We start from the raw sequence: 16,289 nt of genomic DNA on the forward strand, positions 1-16,289 counted from the left end.
GGGGAGACGATGATGATGGACCGCATCAGCCGTGCGGACCTGCTCGCTCTCCTGGAGGCCGGGAGCGTGCAGGTGGTGGAGGCCCTACCGGCCGACGCCTTCGCCTCCGGGCACCTTCCCGGTGCCCGCAACGTTCCTGACCAGGTGTCGGCCGAACTCGCCGGGCAGGTCGCCCCTGATCGGGCGGCCCCGGTGGTGGTCTACTGCTCCGGCCCGTACTGCAACCGCTCGAAGATCGCCGCTGCCGCGTTCGCCCGGCTCGGGTACGCCGACGTGCGTGTCTACGCCGGAGGCAAGCAGGACTGGGCCGAGGCGGGGCTGGCCTTCGAGGGCAGCCCCGCGCCCGCCGCCACGGTGGGGAGGACGGCATGAGGCAGGACATCGTGCTGCAGGGCCCGGGTGGGCCGTACCTGCGCAGCGGGCAGGTGGCTGAGCAGGCCGGGGTTAATCCGCAGACCTTGCGCTACTACGAGCGGCGTGGGCTGATCGCCGAGCCGGTGCGCAGTCCCGGCGGCCACCGGGCCTACCCGCCGGAGACGGTGACCCTGCTGACGGTGATCAAGGCCGCGCAGCGGCTGGGTTTCACGCTGGAGGAGGTGGCTGAGCTGCTCGACACCGGACGGCGCGGCCACCCCACCCCGGACCTGCGGGCCCGCGCCCAGGCGAAGATCGCCGAGGTGGAGGAGAGGATCGCGGACCTGACCACCATCCGTGCCGCGTTGGCCGAGGTGGTCTCCGCAGGCTGTGACAGCCTGACGAACTGCACCTGCCCGGACTGCCCGATGCCGTTCGCCGATCTGGCCGAAGGCCGCACCCCGAAGGAGGATTGACGCCGGTGAGCGGCAACCCTGATCACCGTGCGCCGGTCGCGGTATCTCTGGCCACATCCGCTAAGGCGGCGAACAACCGTGACCGTGGCGCCAACAGCGTCAACGGCGGGCCGCCGCGGCGCAGCAAGGTCGCTGCCGCACTGGCGGTGCTGGCGTGTACGGCCTGCTGCGCGTTGCCGGTCCTGATCGGCGCCGGGCTCCTGACCGGGGCGGGCGCCGCGCTCGCCGAACAGACCCTTCTGGCTGTCGCGGGCCTGCTGCTGGCCTCGGCGGGCGGCATGTGGTGGCTGCATCGTCGCAGGAGCGGCCGAAGCGCCCCGCCCGGGGGAGCGTGCGGTTCGTCGGCGTGCGGCTGCGGCGACTGCTGACCCCGCACCACCGCTGTGGGGCCGCGTTCCCTTTCCCGGCCCCGCGCCTTTTGTCTCCGGTGCTTGGCGCACCGGCTGTCTTCCCTCCTCTCGCCGGTCTCTTGCGCACGCGCCCAGGCCACTCTTCCCTCTCTTTTCACGTCCTTGACGCGACCGCGCGCCCGGACACCGGCCCGGCGCGCCGTCGCGTCATGCCCTGCTTTTCCGACCCACGATCTGGAGATCGTCTCTTGATGTGTCGTCTACGTTTCGCTGCCGCGCTCGCCGCCGCGGCGGCCGTCCTGCTGGCCTGCGGCACCACCCCCTCCGGCAGCACCGGTCAGGAACCCGCGGGCAAGCTCGCCTTCACCGCCACCACGGTGGACGGCGCCGCCTTCCAGGGCACCACCCTGCAAGGCAAGGACGCGGTGTTGTGGTTTTGGGCGCCGTGGTGCGGCGAGTGCCGCCGCGAGGCCCCGAACGTGGCCGCCGTGCAGGCCTCGGCAGGAGGCAAGGCCGTTTTCGTCGGCGTGGCCGGTCTGGGCGAGGTCGCCGACATGAAGGGCTTCGTCGCCGAGTTCACGCTGAACGCCTTCCCGCACTTGGCCGATGTCACCGGGGAGATCTGGAAGCGCTTCGGTATCGTCCGCCAGCCCGCCTACGCCTTCATCGACGACGACGGCACCGTCGAGGTCGTCCGGGGCGAGCTGGGCCAGGAGGCGCTGGCCGCCAAGGTCGCCGACCTCACCGGGAGCTGACCGGTGATCGAGACGTTGGCGTTCGCGCTGGCGGCCGGGGCGCTGGCGGCGGTGAACCCGTGCGGGTTCGCCATGCTGCCCGGCTACCTTGCCCTGTTCATCTCCGGCCCCGGCCCGGACGGCAAGGGAACAGGCAGGCTGGCCGTGGCCGGGCGGGCGCTGGCCGCCACGGCGGCGATGAGCGCCGGTTTCCTGGCGGTCTTCGGCACGTTCGGGCTGGTGCTGGCGCCGTTCGCGAGCGGGCTGCAGCGGTGGATCCCGGTGCTGACCGTGGTCATCGGCGGCGTGCTGACCATTCTCGGGGCGTTCATGCTGGCCGGGCGCTCCATCAAGCTGCCTGCGGTCGGTTCGCGCGCCGGTCTGCGTGCCGGTCGGCACCCGGCTTCCAGCCCGGCGGCCCTGTTCGGGTACGGACTGGCCTACGCCACGGCGTCGCTGGGGTGCACCATCGGCCCGTTCCTGGTCGTGACCGCCACCACCTTCCGGGCCGGGAACATCGTCGGTGGCCTGGTGGCCTACCTCGCCTACGCCGCCGGGATGGGTGCGGTCGTCGGCGTCCTGGCCGTGAGCGCGGCACTGGCCAAGAACGGCGCCGCCCGGCTGCTGCGCCGCACCCTCCCGCACATCGGGCGCCTCAGCAGTGTGCTTCTACTGGTCAGCGGCGCCTATGTCGCCTGGTACGGCTGGCACGAGCTGCAGGTCACGGCCGGGCGGGACAGCGCTGATCCTGTCATCGACGCCGCCGCGAAACTGCAGAACACGCTCGCCGCCTGGGTCGACGGGCTCGGCCCCTGGACCGTGGCGCTCACCGTCCTGGCGCTGCTGGTGCTGGGTGGGCTCGGTGTGGTGGCCGCGCTACGGCGGCGTAGCCGCATCAGCACGCCCGCCGAGTAGCCGCGACGGTTCGCCGTCACGCCCCGGGAGGCGGCCGCCGTGACGGGTGCCGGACTGGACCTTTGAGCCAACTCAAACCTCTACCCTGGCGGGCGTGCGCATTTCCGAGGTCGCGGCCCGGTCCGGCGTTCCCGCGACCACGCTGCGCTACTACGACGGCATCGGTCTGATCCACGCTGGCCGTGAACCCAACGGCTACCGCGACTACGACGAGACGGTGTTGGGGCGGCTGGCGTTCATCGAGGCCGCCCAGCGTCTCGGTTTGGCCTTGCCGGAGATCGCCGAACTGCTCGTGGTCGTCGAGGGCGACACCTGCACTCAGGTCCGCGAAGCACTGCACCCCAAACTGGCCCAGCGGCTGCAGGAGCTGGACGCGCATCTGGCGAATCTGCACCTGCTGCGTGATCGGCTCGCCGCCGCGACCGACCAGGTGGCGGCCTGCCCCGACAGCGGCGCCTCCTGCCGCAGCGAATGCATGCTCCTGGCCCGGCCGCACGGCCCCTGCCGCCCCGGCAACACCGACGACCAGCGGAAGAATCAGGAGAAACAGTGAGCACGTCCCGGGTCCTCGCCTGGTGGGACAAGCACCAGATCCCCCTCTACCTGGCCGCCATCGCCGTCGGCGCGCTCGCCGGACTGGCCGCCCCGCAGGCCGCTCCCGGGCTGGAGGCGGCGATCAACCCGGTGCTGGCGCTTCTGCTGTTCGCGACGTTCCTGGCCGTGCCGATGGGCGAGATCGGACGGGCCTTCCGTGACGTGCGGTTCCTGGCCACGGTACTGGTGGCGAACTTCGCGCTCGTTCCGCTGCTCGCCTACGGCCTGTCGCGGTTCGTCGCCGACGACCGCGCCCTGCTGCTGGGGCTGCTGCTCGTGCTGCTGACGCCGTGCATCGACTACGTGATCGTCTTCACCGGGCTGGCCGGCGGGGCACAGGCGCGGCTGCTGGCCGCCGCGCCTGTGCTGATGCTGGTCCAGATGCTTCTGCTGCCGGTCTATCTCTTCCTCTTCGCCGGGGCGGACGTGCTGGCCATGGTGGAGATTACACCGTTCGCCGAAGCGTTCGCCGTGCTCATCGCCGCGCCGCTGGCCGCCGCCGCGCTCGTGCAGGCGCTGGCGCGACGACACCGGGCCGGGCAGATCATCGAGGAGATCATGGCCGGAGCCATGGTGCCGCTCATGATGGCCACCCTCGCCGTCGTCGTCGGCTCCCAGATCGCCGCGGTCGGCGCGCAGGCGACGGTACTGGCGCGGCTGCTTCCGCTGTATGCCGCCTTCGTGGTACTCGCCGTGACCGTGGGGCGGCTCGCCGCCCGTACGGCGCGCCTCGACGTGGCGGCCACGCGGGCGGTCATGTTCTCCTGCGCCACCCGCAACTCCCTGGTCGTGCTCCCGCTCGCCCTCGCCCTGCCGCCCGCGCTCGGCCTCGCGCCGCTCGCGGTGGTCACCCAGACGCTGGTGGAACTGGTGGCGATGGTCACCCTCGTCCGCCTGGTCCCCAAGCTGGTACCCGATGCGGCTCCGTCGGACACGACCCCTGCGGCAGGCTGCTGACCTTCCAGGTCAGAGGTAGGCGGTCAGGCCGCGGCCGTTGAGCGGCTCGCACGGTCCGGGCTCCCCAGCGTGCGGGCCAGCAGTTGCAGGGCGCCCGCCACCACGACGGCGATCACCACGTGCATCGACGTCAACGCGATCTGGCTCACCCCGTCGAACCCGGCGGTGAACGTCATGGCCACCGTGGCCAGCGCCAGCAGCGGCCCCGCCACCTGGGCGACGCGCACCATGACCGGCCAGCGCGAGCCCAGCAGCGCGGCGGCCACCAGCCCGGCCGTCATCGGGACCACCGTCATGGTGATCACCCCCTGCGGCGCCGTGGTCGTATGCGGACGGCCGCCAGCCTCCAGGTAGACGAACGACCCGCCCAGGCCCCGGCCGATCAGCCAGATCAGCAGGTTCACCGCCAGCGCGCCCAACACCGCACCCACGACGATCCACACCGGGCGCACCCGTGCCGCGTCAGCCATCACGAACTCCTCAACGTCACCAGAAACAGGGGCAGGCGGAAACCAACGCGCCCGCGGAAGACGGCGCCACCCCTCCCAGGAGGGGCTGGTTCCGCCTCGACGGTAAGGGTGTACCTGGGTACGGACTTCAAGTCCTCCGGTCTGGGCCTGTGGTTACGCCCCGGCGCGGCTCCTTTCCGGAGCACTCGATTCCCACCCTCTTCAGGCTTGCGCGTCGCGATTCTGTGGGGGCTGTGGCAGGCCGTGCTGGATGCGGCGCGTCCTGTCCGGAAGGCTCATCGTCATGGGCCGCCTGCGCTGACCAGGTTGTGTCCGGCGCGGGAAGGTTTTTCGGTGTCCCTGTCGTATCGAGGCTTCGGCCGATCGTCGGTGAGGTGAGGGCCAAGGCCGTCGGCGGGCATGTCGCGGTGTCCGGCTCGCGGTCAGGCGAGGTGTATCCGGCAGGGGATCTCGCGGACGGCCTTGGCCGAACCTCACCGATTGAGCGCGAAGGAGCGCATGATGAATCCCACGCTGAACACGATCGACATCGTGGTATCCGACCTGGACGCTTCGATCGCCTTCTACGCCCGGCTCGGGCTGGAGTTCACGATCGATGAGCACTCTCCCGGGCACGCCGGTTGTGACCTGCCGAACGGGCTGCACGTCATGCTGGACACCGAGGGCTTCCGCACACCGTTGCTGCCCGGCTGGAGTGCGCCGAGGGGCGGGCCGCGCACGCTGCTGTGCTTTGCGTTCGAGGCCCCGGCCAAGGTGGACGCCATGTACGCCGAGCTCGTCGAGGCGGGGTATCGGGGGCTCGCCGAGCCGTTCGACGCGTTCTGGGGGATGCGGTACGCCACGGTGGCAGACCCGGACGGAGGCGGCGTCGACCTGTACGCCGCGCTTCCGGCCGGCTGACCTGCGGATGAGACAACGGCGAAGGGGATTGCGGCATGAAGTACGTGCTGATGTTCATCGAGACCGAGGAGTTCGCGCAGCAGCTGGAGGCGATGGGCGAGCTGGAGCGGCGCCAGGCCTATGAGGCGGTGGGCCGGTGGTTCGCCGAGCACGCTGAAGTGATCACTCACCATACGCATCTGGCGCCGGTGCACACCGCCACCACGCTGCGCTTGAACGGCGCCGAGCCGATGGTCACCGATGGGCCGTTCGTGGAAGGCAAAGAGGTGGTGAGCGGGTTCGCCGAGGTCGAGGTGGCCGATCTGGACGAGGCGTTGAAGCTGGCCCGCTCATGGCCGGCGTGCCCGATCGTGGAAATCCGCCCCGCCTCATGACCAGCCCCGCGGACCAGCCCGCTGGCGGCATCGCCGGTGAGGGTCTCGGCGGCGACAGCGGGCAGGTGCTGGCTCACGTGGTGCGCGAGCACGCCGGCCGGCTGGCGGCGAGTCTGATCTCGCTGCTGGGTGACTTCTCCGCCGCCGAGGACCTGGTGCAGGACGCCGTGGAGGCGGCCCTGCGCCGCTGGCCCGTCGAGGGGATCCCGCAGCGGCCGCAGGCGTGGCTGTACACGGTGGCGCGGCGGCGGGGGCTGGATGTGCTGCGGCGCGAGTCGAACTACCGGGCCAAGCTGGCCCAGCTGCGCCGGCCCGAGCCGGGGATGGCCGATGACCGGTTGCGGCTGATCTTCACCTGCTGTCATCCGGCACTGGCCCCGGCGGCACGGATCGCGCTGACGCTGCGGGTGGTGTGCGGGTTGTCCACCGGACAGATCGCCGCGGCGTTCGTGGCGCCGGAGGCGACGGTGGCCCAGCGCATCACCCGGGCGAAGAAGAAGATCAGCCAGGCCGGCATCCCCTACCGCGTTCCGGCGGCCGACGAGCTGGCGGAGCGGCTGGCCTCGGTGCTGGCGGTCGTCTACCTGATGTTCAACGAGGGCTACCTGTCCAGCACAGCCGAGCGCGCCCAGGCGCGTGATCTCGTCGAGGACGCCGAGTGGCTGGCCGCCCTGCTGGTCAACCTGGCGCCGGGTGAGCCGGAGGTGGCCGGGCTGCTGGCGTTGATCCGGCTGCACCGGGCACGCGGTGCGGCCCGTTTCGACGAGTGCGGCCGTCTGGTGTTGCTGGCCGATCAGGACCGCTCCCGCTGGGACCGCCATGCGATCGAGCAGGCGAGCGCGCTGCTGACGCGCACGGCTCGTGCGCATCGACGGCCGGGGCCCTATCAGCTGCAGGCGGCGATCGCGGCCTGCCACGCGGAGGCGCCCTCGTTCGAACAGACCGACTGGGCGCAGATCCTGGTGCTCTACGACATGCTGCTGCGCATGGCCCCCTCGCCGGTCACCCGGCTGAACCGGGCGATCGCGCTGCGCCACGTGCGTGGCGCGGGGGCGGCGCTGGCCGAAGTCGATGAGCTGGAGCGCGATCTGGCTTCTTATGTGCTCTGGCACGCCACCCGCGCTGAGTTCCTGCGCGCGCTGGGAGCGGCCGAGCAGGCACGGGCCTGCGACGAGCGGGCGCTGGCGCTGGCCACCAACCCCGCCCAGCAAGCTTTGCTGACCGAGCGGCTCGCCTGGAATTGAGAACCGACGGCCGTGAAACGTGCCTGGTCACCGGCTCTCAGCCGTCCGGGTGCCAGGGCGCGCCCGGGTTCGTGGGGCGGGCTTCGCCGCTGACCCGCAGCGCGTAGGTGGGCCGGTCACGGCCGGGCACCGGGCCGAGGTAGCGATGCCCGGTCAGGTGGCACCAGGCGGGCAGATCCAGCGGCGCGGCAGGGTCGGCGGCGATGAGGTGTACGACGCTGCGCGGGGGCAGGCCGGCCACCAAACGGCTCAGCTCGATCAGCAGCTGGACGCAGTGGCGGCCGCCGCCGTCCAGTACCACAGGCTCCGGCGGGCCGTCGGCGCCGTCGTCCGCGGTGGCGTTCGCGTGCTCGTCGTTCATGGCGCTGTCGTTTCTACGACGCCGAGGAGCGGAGGGAGACGGTCAGGGTCGCGTCGGCCAGCGCGGCTGCCGCTGTCTCGACGTCGTCGCCGGTGCTCCAACGGCCCAGCGACAGCCGCAGCGCGCTCAGCGCTCTGGCGGCGTGCAGGCCCATGGCCGACAGCACGGAGGACGGAGTGTGGGTGCCGCTGTGGCAGGCCGAACCGGTGGAGGCCGCCACCATGGGCGCGGCGGCGAGGAGGTCGTGTCCGCCAACGCCGTCGATGCTGATGTTCAGCGTGTTGGGCAGGCGCTCACGCGCGGGGCCGTTGAGGTGGACACGGTCCGGCAGCGCCGCCTCCAGGAGCCGGTGCAGGTTGTCGCGCAGCTGTGCGAGGCGGGCGGGCACGCCGGTGGCGAGGTCGCGTGCGGCCAGGGCGGCGGCGGCGCCGAGGGCGACGGCCAGGGCGACGTTCTCGGTGCCGGCACGCAGGCCGCGCTCTTGCCCTCCTCCGTAGACGACCGGCTCCAGCGCCACGCCCTCGCGTACGTACAGTGCGCCGACGCCCTTGGGCGCGTACATCTTGTGCCCGGCCACGGTGAGCAGGTCCGTACCCAGCTCGGTGACGTCCAGCGGGATCTTGCCCGCTGCCTGGGCGGCGTCACAGTGCAGTAGCGCGCCCCGGGCGTGGGCAAGGGCGGCCAGCTCGGCGACCGGTTGCAGGGCGCCGGTTTCGTTGTTGGCGGCCATCACCGACACCAGCACCGTGTCCTCATCCAGTACGGCGGCCAGCGCGGCCGGGCGCACCAGCCCGTCGCCGTCGACGGGCAGCACCGTGACCCGGGCGCCGTGCAGGCGCCGCAGCATGTGGCAGGTTTCCAGCACGGCGGGGTGCTCGGTGGCCTGGGTGATCACGTGCGGGCGCGGGCGCCCAGCGGCGAGTACCGCGCCGCGTATGGCCAGCAGGTTCGCCTCGGAGCCGGAGGCGGTGAACACCACCTGCGGCGCGTGCGCCCCGATCAGGGCGGCGACCTGCGTGCGGGCGTCGGCGAGTGCCCGGCGGGGCCTTTCGGCGTACGGGTGGCCGCTGGAGGGGTTGCCGAAGTGGACGGTCAGATAGGGCAGCATCGCCTCGATCACCTGTGGATCGACGGGCGTGGTGGCGTTGTAGTCCAGGTAGACCCGCTCAGCGGGTGTGTCGCTCACGCCGGTTTCCCGACGGCGACGGGCAACTCGGCCAGCCGCCATTCGAGCATGCCGTCGGCCAGGCGGATCGCGTGCCGTCCGCGGCCGGTCAGCAGGCGGACCGCGTCGTAGGCGAACGCGCAGTATTCGCCGCGGCAGTAGACGACGATCTCGGCGTCGGCGGGCAGGTCGTCGATCCGACCGGCCAGTTCGGCGACGGGGATGCTGACGGCTCCGGGGATGTGACCGGCCAGGTATTCCTCCACCGGGCGAACGTCGAGCACCACGACGTCTCCCGCGGCGACGCGCTCGCGCAACTCCTCGCGGGTGACCTCCGCCGCGCCGTCCTGGCCGAGGTAGGCCTCCCGTGCGGGCGGGACGGCGGCCTGGTGGTTCTCGGCAACGGTGCGCAGCAGCGCGAACAGCCGGGCGACGTCGTCACCGGCCAGCCGGTAGTGGATGCGCACGCCGTCGCGGCGGGTGGTGACGAACCCGGCCTGCTTGAGCGTCTGCAGATGGGCTGAGGCGGTGGTCAGGTTCAGGCCCGCCGCCGTGGCGAGGGCCTCGACGGTGCGTTCGCCCTGGGCGAGCAGGTCGAGCAGTTCCAGGCGTTTTCCGCTGGCCAGGGCCTTGCCGCTGGCGGCGAATGCTTCATACAGCCGGGCTTTGGCCTGGACGGGGGTTGCGTCACTCATCCAATCCTCCATTAATCTATGGAATATTGTACATAGAGGTGAGGGTTGTGCGCGACCCTCCGCGGCCCTGCCGGGGTCAGATCTTGGAGGACATCGTGGGGTTCATCGACGACCACCTGATGCCGCTGGTGGATGAAGGGCTGGGCAACAGCGCCTACCTGCTCGACCTGGGCGACGGCCGGGCGCTGGCCGTGGACGCGAGCCGTGACCTGCGCGCTTTGCGTGCCGTCGCCCGCCGTCGCGGTCTGACGGTCGCCTATGCGGCCGACACGCACCTGCACGCCGACTTCTTGTCCGGCGCTGTGCAGCTTGCCTACGACACGGGGGCGAGCGTGCTGGCCTCCGCGGCAGGCGTACGCGCCTTCCCGCACCAGGATCTGGCCGACGGTGACGAGGTCGACCTGGGCGGGCTGCGGCTGCGTGTGCTGGCCACGCCCGGCCACACCGACGAGCACCTGTCGTTCCTGCTGCTCGATGACGGCCGCGAGCTGGGGGTGTTCACCGGCGGGTCGCTGATCGTGGATTCTGCTGCCCGCACTGACCTGCTCGGCGCGGATCGCACCGAGGAGCTGGCCCGCGCCCAGTACCGCTCGCTGCGCCGGCTGGCCACGCTGCCGGACGCGACCGCGGTGTGGCCCACTCACGGCGCGGGCTCGTTCTGCTCGGCGCCGCCCGGCGCCGAGCGCACCACCACCATTGGCGCGCAGAAGCAGACCAACCCGTTGCTGGCCGCACCGGATGAGGACACCTTCGTGGAGCGGCTGGTGGCGAGCCTCGGCTCCTACCCCGCCTACTTCGCGCGCCTGACCGAGGCCAACCGGCGTGGCCCCGCTGTCCTGGCCGGCACACCGCCGCTGCCGGCGCTCGATGCCGGGCAGGTCAAGGCGATGCTCGCCGACGGCGGCCAGGTGGTGGACGTACGGCCTGCCGCCGAGTTCGCGGCCGGACACATCCCCGGTGCGCTGTCCATCCCGCTACGGGATCAGTTCGCCACCTGGCTGGGCTGGCTGCTGCCCGACACCACGCCTCTGGTCTTCGTCGCCGGTGACGGGCAGGACCTGGCGGAGGTCGTGTGGCAGGCGTACAAGATCGGTTATGAGCGGCTGTCCGGGCACCTGGCCGGCGGCATGTCCGCCTGGCTGGAAGCTGGCCACCCTCAGACGACCACCGCGTTCGTCACCGCCGACCAGACGCCGGACGGCCCCTATCTCGACGTGCGGCAGGAAACCGAATACGCCGCCGGGCACGTGCGGGGCGCCTTACACCTCGAACTCGGCGACCTCGCCGGCCGTGCAGGCGATGCCCCGGCCGGTGTGGTGGTGGCCTGCGGGCACGGCGAGCGCGCCATGACCGCCGCGAGCCTGCTGGAACGCGCCGGGCACACCGGCGTGACCGTCCTTGACGGCGGCCCGGCCGACTACGCCGCCGCCCACGGCACGAAACTCGACGCGACTGAGGGCGGCGCCCGGTGAGCACAGGCACGGCCGCGCCCGTACGGCTCGGCTTGCGGGAGAACCGGCTGCAGTTCACCCTGCTCGTCGTCGTCAACGTCTGTGTGGGCGGCCTGGTCGGGCTGGAGCGCACCACCGTGCCGCTCATCGGCACCGACGTGTTCGGGCTGACCAGCGACCTGGCGGTGTTCTCCTTCATCATCGCCTTCGGCGCGACCAAGGCTCTGACCAACCTCGCCGCCGGTGCGCTGACCGCGCGCTTCACCCGCAAGCAGCTCCTGCTGACCGGGTGGCTGATCGGCACGCCGGTGCCGTTCATGCTCGCGTGGGGGCCGTCGTGGTGGTGGATCGTCGCGGCGAACGTACTGCTCGGCCTCAACCAGGGCCTGGCCTGGTCGATGACCGTCAACATGAAGATCGACCTGGTCGGCCCGGCCCGCCGGGGACTTGCCACCGGCCTGAACGAGGCCGCCGGCTACACCGCGGTCGGCCTCACCGCGCTGCTCACCGGCTACCTGGCCACCACCTATGGCCTGCGCCCGGCTCCCGAGCTCATCGGTGTCGTGTTCGTCGCCGCCGGCCTGGCGTTGTCGCTCATCGTGCGCGACACCGCCGCCCACGTCGCTCTGGAGCTTGCCCAGCACCCCAAGCCGCTGCCCGACGGCGAACACCCTGGGCTGGCCTCCACGTTCGCGCGCACCTCCTGGCGGGAACGCTCGCTGCGCGGCGCCAGCCAGGCAGGGCTGGTCAACAACCTCAACGACGGCCTGACCTGGGGAGTGTTCCCGCTGCTGTTCACCGACCACGGCCTCGGCCTGGCCGCCGTCGGCCTGATCAAAGGCCTGTACCCGATCCTGTGGGGCATCGGCCAGATCCCCACCGGGCACCTGGCCGACCGCATCGGCCGCAAGCCCCTCATCGTGTCCGGAATGCTGGTCCAGGCGGGCGGGTTCGTGCTCGCACTGGTCCTGCTGGAGCGGCCGCTGCTGGCCGGGATCGCCTCGGCCGTCGCGCTCGGACTGGGCACCGCCATGGTCTACCCGGCGCTGATCGCCTCGGTTTCCGACCACGCCCACCCCGCCTGGCGGGCAGGCGCGCTGGGCACCTACCGGTTCTGGCGCGACATCGGCTACGCTGCCGGAGCCCTGCTCGCCGGCCTTCTGGCCGACGCCTTCGGCCTGGAGGCCACCGTCGTCGCCGCCGCCGTACTCACCGCCGGCTCCGGGCTGCTGGCCGCCTGGTGGATCACCGAGCACCCCAGGTCCTGATCGCCTGCGGATGGCCGCTACCGGTCCGGGCGCACCTGCGTTGATGCGCCACAGCCGTCGCCCCAGGCTCCGACGACCCTGCCCGCCCGGCGTGAGCACTCACCGGGCTTCGGCCAGCGCCACCGCGACCTCAGGCAGCGAGCACGGCACTGAGATCAGGGGCTGAGAGCCGCTCGGCCAGCCCGGCCCCCACCTCGATCACCTCACTGGTCAGGCCGGTCAGCAGTTCGCGGCGGCGCTCGGCCGGTCCGCTCTCGTTCAGGGCGCGGGCCGTCTTCGGATGCATCCGGCCGAAGACCGGCCGCCGCAGGTTCGTCTTCGTGCGCGTCCTGGTCACGGTGGTCACCAGGTGACCGGCAGGGCGGTCAGGCCGCCGGTCAGCACGTGGGCGTTGAAGCTCAGATCCTCGGTCGAGCACCCAAGCTTGAGGGTGGGGAATCGGGCGGCCAGCTGGGAGAAGACCACGTGCAGCTCGATGCGGGCCAGGGGCGCTCCGATGCAGTAGCGGGCGCCGTGACCGAACGACAGGTGCGGCACAGCCGCGCGGTCGATGTCGAAGCGGTCCGGGTCGGCGAACACTGTGGCGTCGTGGTTGGCCGCGCCGTTGTCCAGCAGCACCAGGTCTCCGGCGCGCACCTGCACACCGGCGATCTCCAAGTCGGTGCGGGCGTAGCGCGGAATGCCGCCACCGCCCAGGCCCGGCGCGCGCAGGATCTCCTCCACCGCCGCGTCGATGCGGGACGGATCCTCCACCAAGGCCTGCCACTGCTCCGGGTAGGCCAGCAGCCACAGCGCTCCCTCGTCGATCGCGGCGACGGTGGTCTCGTGGCCGGCGAACAGCAGGAACATGCTCATCGAGGCGGCCTCGTCGTCGCTCACCCCGGCGGTGGCGGCCAGCCGGGAGATCACATCCGCGTCCGCGTCCGCCTCGGCCCGTTTGCGTGTCACCAGGTGTCGGCCGTAGAGAAACAGCTCGGTCAGGCCTTGCTCGGAGCGGGCGCGGTCGGTGACGTCGCCGGCGGCCTGGGTCCAGGCCCGGAACCGGGCGCGGTCGGAGTACGGCACACCGAGCAGCTCGCAGATGACCGCGATGGGCAGGGGCAGCGCGAGCGCGGCGTGCAGATCAGCGGGCGGCCCTGCGGCGGCCAGATCGTCCAGCAGACCGCTGGTGAGCGTTTCGACCCGGGCTCGCAGCGCGCGCATGCGCTTGGGCGAGAAGTGCGGCTGCAGGAGCGAGCGCATACGCCGGTGGTCGGCCCGCTCGGTGTCGAAGTCGCCCAGCGGGCCGCCGAACACGGCCGATTCCCCTGTTCGGGAGGCCTTGTCCGGCTCACGGTGGGATCGGCCGAGCCGGTCGTCGTCCAGCAGGGCGCGCACCTGCCAGCCGGGATGGCCGACCGCGGTGCGGATGGCGTGGATGGAGCCGCGGGACTGCAACTCGCGCAGCAGCGGCGCGGGCCGCATCGGGTCGGGCTGCTCGTACGGCAGCTGGACAGGGACGGTCGGCATGAACCCTCCAGAAAGTAGACAAGAATTTGTATACTTCAATGTCTAAAAAGCTATATGTATACTTTGATTTCTACAAGTGGAGGGCTGATGAGCAATCCCGAAGCAGGCGGCGAGGCCGTCACGGCACCGCCGGTGCGGCGGCTGCGCCGCGCGGAGCGGCGCGAGCAGATCCTGGACGCGGCCACCCGCGCCTTCGCCCGCGCCGGATATGCCGCCACCGGCCTGGACGACATCGCCGCCGAGGCCGAACTGACCCGGGCCATGCTGTATCGGCACTTCGACTCCAAAGCCGACCTGTACCGGGCGGTCCTGGACCGCGCGTGCACGCGACTGGCCGAGGCCACCGGCGCCGACGACTTCGACGACGACTCCATCCCCTCCCTGCTACGCGCCGCCGCCGCCGACCCCGACGGATTCCGGCTGCTGTTTCGCTACGCCGCCCGCGAGCCCGACTTCCGCGACCTGATCGACTCCATCACCGCCGCCTCCCACGAGATCGGCCGCCGCAACCTCGCCCGCGTCATCCCAGAGGGGCCGTGGCTGGACTGGGCCGCCCATCTGATTCCCGGCTTCACCCTGGAGGCCGTCATCGCCTGGCTGGACGCCGGCCAGCCCGACCCCGAGCACGCCGCCGACCGCATCAGCCAGGCCGTGCACGGCGTCATGGCCGCCGCCCACCCCACCGGGTGACGGTGACGGGCGAAATGTCGCAGGCTCCTGCTTCGCTATGACCCATGACGACGGTGAACTGGGAACGCGAACCCGGTGAGAAGGTCGAGGAGTTCGTCGCGGCGCTGCTGCTGCTCAAGCACCCGCACGGCAACCGGATCACGCCCTCGAAAGGCGACCGGGGCGTCGACGTACGGGTCTTCAATCCCGACGGCTACGACGTTTACCAGGTCAAGCGCTACGCCGAGAAGCTCGACACCAGGCGAGCCAACTCGATAGTGGGCTCCTGGAACACCTTCGTCGCCGAGACGCTGCCGGTGCTCCCGGTGCGCTCCTGGACCCTGGTCACTCCCTGGAACCCCACCAACGAGCGGTTGGACTGGCTGGAGCGGCTCACCACCGGCCACGGCATCCGCACCCACTGGATGGGTGGCATCACCCTCGACGGGCTGGCCGCGGGTAACCCCGCGCTGGTCGAGTACTACTTCGGCGACGGCGGGCAACGCCTGGCACGACTGATGGCCGACGCGCTGCAAGGCGGCCGCGACCTGCCCCAGGCAGCACCCGGCGAAGACCTGCTCCAGGCGATCATCACCCGGCAACGCAGCCTGGCCACAGCCCTGAACGAGGTGGACCCCTTCTACCGCTACGAGGTGCAGATCCGCTCCGGCCGCGTGCGCGAGCAAGCATGGGACGGCGATCTGCACAGCCCCGTGCCGGTGGCCTGCGTGCACTACCGGCAGCTGAACGAGGAGTCCTATCTGCTGATGCGGCTGCTGCCCCGCTGCGCCGAGTCGCTGCGGCTGCGACCGATCACCACCTCGGTCCACCTGGAGGTCCCCGCCGGTTCGCCCGAGCAAAAGGCGGTCGAGGACTGGTTGCGCTACGGCGCCCCCTTCCACGACGTGCCCGGCACGGTCACCAACGTGACCGGACCACCTGGCTTGCCCACCCCCACTGGGCCGGGCCGGTTCAGTTTCATGGTCGCCGCCGAGCGCGATGCCGACCGGCCCGATCTGGAGATCCGGCTCCTGGTTGCGGACGACACGGTGGCGCACACGCTGGACCTGGTTGACGTGCAGGTTGCGCGTGGCGTGGACGGGCCTGGCGTGTGGCTGTCAGCCACCGATCGCTCCGGCGTCCTGGAATTTCAGGCCCGGCTGAACGGACCCGACCACCACCAGATCAACATGGCGCTGACCTCCGTCGTCGGAAAGACCCCTGCCGACGTGCTTCCGGCGATACAGATGGTGGCCGACCTGCCCGCTGCCACCGGACTCCTCGTCGCGGTGCGCGGCGGCCGCCCCCTTACCTCGCTGTGGCGGCCGGAGGAATCCGAAGTGCGCGCCTCACCCTTGCCGGACATGGCCCGCTGGACGGTCACCCTCCTGCAGGCACTGCTCACCGTGCAGGCCCACACCTTCCACCGCGTGACCGTCCCCGACCTGAATGAGCTCGCCCCAGAGCAAGTCGGCGAGCTCATTCAGCTGGCGCGGCTCCTGCGTGGTGAGGAAGTCCGCACCACCTGGTCGGAGATCGTCATGACCCGCGGCGCCTCCGGCGAGGCGCCGCCCACCGATCCGGAGTTCAGCGTCCTGCTCACCAGTCAGGTTCAGGTGAATCTGGCTGGACGGCAGATCGTCCTGGACGACGTTCAACGCCGCGTCCTTTATCACCACGTGCGGCCGGACGACCCTGATGAGCTCGCCTCCGCCCGGCCGGGCGATTCCATTCGCCTCGTGCCCGGGTCCTCGGCCGAGGCGACGATCGCCGTGGTGCCCGTCGGCGACCAGACCGGCTGAC

Annotated in this window: 20 protein-coding genes; 14 read left to right on the top strand and 6 right to left on the bottom strand. The window is 71.4% G+C overall.

Annotated features, from left to right (window positions below; translation table 11 throughout):
- Nucleotides 1-12: 12 nt before the first annotated feature.
- The 7 genes from ABZ463_RS23885 to ABZ463_RS23915 all read left to right on the top strand — a co-directional run bounded on the left by ABZ463_RS23885 (nucleotide 13) and on the right by ABZ463_RS23915 (nucleotide 4,380).
- On the top strand, nucleotides 13-372 hold the full coding sequence (locus ABZ463_RS23885) for a rhodanese-like domain-containing protein (RefSeq protein ID WP_362779065.1): 360 nt from the start codon (nucleotides 13-15) through the stop codon (nucleotides 370-372).
- Nucleotides 369-830, top strand: a complete 462-nt coding sequence (locus ABZ463_RS23890) for a MerR family transcriptional regulator (protein WP_362779068.1) — start codon at nucleotides 369-371, stop codon at nucleotides 828-830. Before ABZ463_RS23885 ends, ABZ463_RS23890 begins: the two co-directional genes overlap by 4 nt.
- A 5-nt stretch (nucleotides 831-835) precedes the next feature.
- On the top strand, nucleotides 836-1,198 hold the full coding sequence (locus ABZ463_RS23895) for a hypothetical protein (RefSeq protein WP_362779070.1): 363 nt from the start codon (nucleotides 836-838) through the stop codon (nucleotides 1,196-1,198).
- Nucleotides 1,199-1,431: 233 nt separating this feature from the next.
- Nucleotides 1,432-1,935 carry a redoxin domain-containing protein gene (locus ABZ463_RS23900; protein ID WP_362779073.1) on the top strand — a complete coding sequence of 168 codons (504 nt, stop codon included), beginning with the start codon at nucleotides 1,432-1,434 and terminating at the stop codon, nucleotides 1,933-1,935.
- 3 nt (nucleotides 1,936-1,938) lie between these two features.
- Entirely contained in the window at nucleotides 1,939-2,829 is an 891-nt protein-coding gene (locus ABZ463_RS23905; RefSeq protein WP_362779075.1) for a cytochrome c biogenesis protein CcdA, read from the top strand.
- Nucleotides 2,830-2,923: 94 nt separating this feature from the next.
- A complete protein-coding gene (locus tag ABZ463_RS23910) occupies nucleotides 2,924-3,382 on the top strand; it encodes a MerR family transcriptional regulator (RefSeq protein ID WP_362779077.1) in 459 nt (152 codons plus the stop codon).
- A complete protein-coding gene (locus ABZ463_RS23915) occupies nucleotides 3,379-4,380 on the top strand; it encodes a bile acid:sodium symporter (protein WP_362779080.1) in 1,002 nt (333 codons plus the stop codon). The genes ABZ463_RS23910 and ABZ463_RS23915 overlap by 4 nt, the downstream gene beginning before the upstream one ends.
- A gap of 23 nt (nucleotides 4,381-4,403) precedes the next feature.
- Here the strand turns inward: ABZ463_RS23915 and ABZ463_RS23920 are convergent, their stop codons facing one another.
- Nucleotides 4,404-4,850: a DUF6069 family protein gene (locus tag ABZ463_RS23920; protein WP_362779083.1), complete on the bottom strand. Its 447-nt coding sequence runs from the start codon at nucleotides 4,848-4,850 to the stop codon at nucleotides 4,404-4,406.
- A 501-nt stretch (nucleotides 4,851-5,351) separates the two neighbouring features.
- Here ABZ463_RS23920 and ABZ463_RS23925 point away from each other — a divergent pair.
- The 3 genes from ABZ463_RS23925 to ABZ463_RS23935 are packed head-to-tail and all read left to right on the top strand — an operon-like array spanning nucleotide 5,352 to nucleotide 7,368.
- Nucleotides 5,352-5,750, top strand: a complete 399-nt coding sequence (locus ABZ463_RS23925) for a VOC family protein (protein ID WP_362779086.1) — start codon at nucleotides 5,352-5,354, stop codon at nucleotides 5,748-5,750.
- Nucleotides 5,751-5,785: 35 nt separating this feature from the next.
- On the top strand, nucleotides 5,786-6,124 hold the full coding sequence (locus ABZ463_RS23930) for a YciI family protein (protein ID WP_362779089.1): 339 nt from the start codon (nucleotides 5,786-5,788) through the stop codon (nucleotides 6,122-6,124).
- The gene (locus ABZ463_RS23935) at nucleotides 6,121-7,368 is read left to right on the top strand and encodes a sigma-70 family RNA polymerase sigma factor (RefSeq protein WP_362779091.1); all 1,248 of its coding nucleotides are present in this window, start codon (nucleotides 6,121-6,123) and stop codon (nucleotides 7,366-7,368) included. The genes ABZ463_RS23930 and ABZ463_RS23935 overlap by 4 nt, the downstream gene beginning before the upstream one ends.
- A 37-nt stretch (nucleotides 7,369-7,405) precedes the next feature.
- Here ABZ463_RS23935 and ABZ463_RS23940 read toward each other — a convergent pair whose 3' ends face one another.
- Genes ABZ463_RS23940 through ABZ463_RS23950 form a run of 3 tightly spaced genes read right to left on the bottom strand, consistent with a single transcriptional unit; the run spans nucleotide 7,406 to nucleotide 9,589 of the window.
- On the bottom strand, nucleotides 7,406-7,729 hold the full coding sequence (locus ABZ463_RS23940) for a sulfurtransferase TusA family protein (protein ID WP_362779094.1): 324 nt from the start codon (nucleotides 7,727-7,729) through the stop codon (nucleotides 7,406-7,408).
- Between the two features lie 13 nt (nucleotides 7,730-7,742).
- Nucleotides 7,743-8,915 carry a cysteine desulfurase family protein gene (locus ABZ463_RS23945; protein WP_362779097.1) on the bottom strand — a complete coding sequence of 391 codons (1,173 nt, stop codon included), beginning with the start codon at nucleotides 8,913-8,915 and terminating at the stop codon, nucleotides 7,743-7,745.
- Nucleotides 8,912-9,589, bottom strand: coding sequence for a metalloregulator ArsR/SmtB family transcription factor (locus ABZ463_RS23950; protein ID WP_362779099.1), 678 nt, complete (start codon nucleotides 9,587-9,589; stop codon nucleotides 8,912-8,914). The genes ABZ463_RS23945 and ABZ463_RS23950 overlap by 4 nt, the downstream gene beginning before the upstream one ends.
- A gap of 47 nt (nucleotides 9,590-9,636) precedes the next feature.
- Here ABZ463_RS23950 and ABZ463_RS23955 point away from each other — a divergent pair, with 47 nt between their 5' ends.
- Together ABZ463_RS23955 and ABZ463_RS23960 are read left to right on the top strand one after the other, a co-directional pair.
- Nucleotides 9,637-11,061, top strand: a complete 1,425-nt coding sequence (locus tag ABZ463_RS23955; RefSeq protein WP_362779103.1) for an MBL fold metallo-hydrolase — start codon at nucleotides 9,637-9,639, stop codon at nucleotides 11,059-11,061.
- The gene (locus ABZ463_RS23960; protein ID WP_362779106.1) at nucleotides 11,058-12,308 is read left to right on the top strand and encodes an MFS transporter; all 1,251 of its coding nucleotides are present in this window, start codon (nucleotides 11,058-11,060) and stop codon (nucleotides 12,306-12,308) included. The genes ABZ463_RS23955 and ABZ463_RS23960 overlap by 4 nt, the downstream gene beginning before the upstream one ends.
- Nucleotides 12,309-12,438: 130 nt before the next feature.
- Here ABZ463_RS23960 and ABZ463_RS23965 read toward each other — a convergent pair whose 3' ends face one another.
- Together ABZ463_RS23965 and ABZ463_RS23970 are read right to left on the bottom strand one after the other, a co-directional pair.
- Nucleotides 12,439-12,645: a hypothetical protein gene (locus tag ABZ463_RS23965; RefSeq protein ID WP_362779108.1), complete on the bottom strand. Its 207-nt coding sequence runs from the start codon at nucleotides 12,643-12,645 to the stop codon at nucleotides 12,439-12,441.
- A gap of 5 nt (nucleotides 12,646-12,650) precedes the next feature.
- Complete coding sequence (locus tag ABZ463_RS23970; RefSeq protein WP_362779111.1) at nucleotides 12,651-13,817, bottom strand: cytochrome P450; 1,167 nt, start codon at nucleotides 13,815-13,817, stop codon at nucleotides 12,651-12,653.
- Nucleotides 13,818-13,904: 87 nt separating this feature from the next.
- Here ABZ463_RS23970 and ABZ463_RS23975 point away from each other — a divergent pair, with 87 nt between their 5' ends.
- Nucleotides 13,905-14,507 (top strand): helix-turn-helix domain-containing protein, encoded by a 603-nt coding sequence (locus tag ABZ463_RS23975; protein WP_362779113.1) that lies wholly within the window; start codon nucleotides 13,905-13,907, stop codon nucleotides 14,505-14,507.
- Between the two features lie 44 nt (nucleotides 14,508-14,551).
- Entirely contained in the window at nucleotides 14,552-16,288 is a 1,737-nt protein-coding gene (locus ABZ463_RS23980) for a hypothetical protein (protein ID WP_362779115.1), read from the top strand.
- Nucleotide 16,289: the final 1 nt, after the last annotated feature.

This window comes from Streptosporangium sp. NPDC020145 (assembly GCF_040631275.1).
GTDB lineage: Bacteria > Actinomycetota > Actinomycetes > Streptosporangiales > Streptosporangiaceae > Streptosporangium.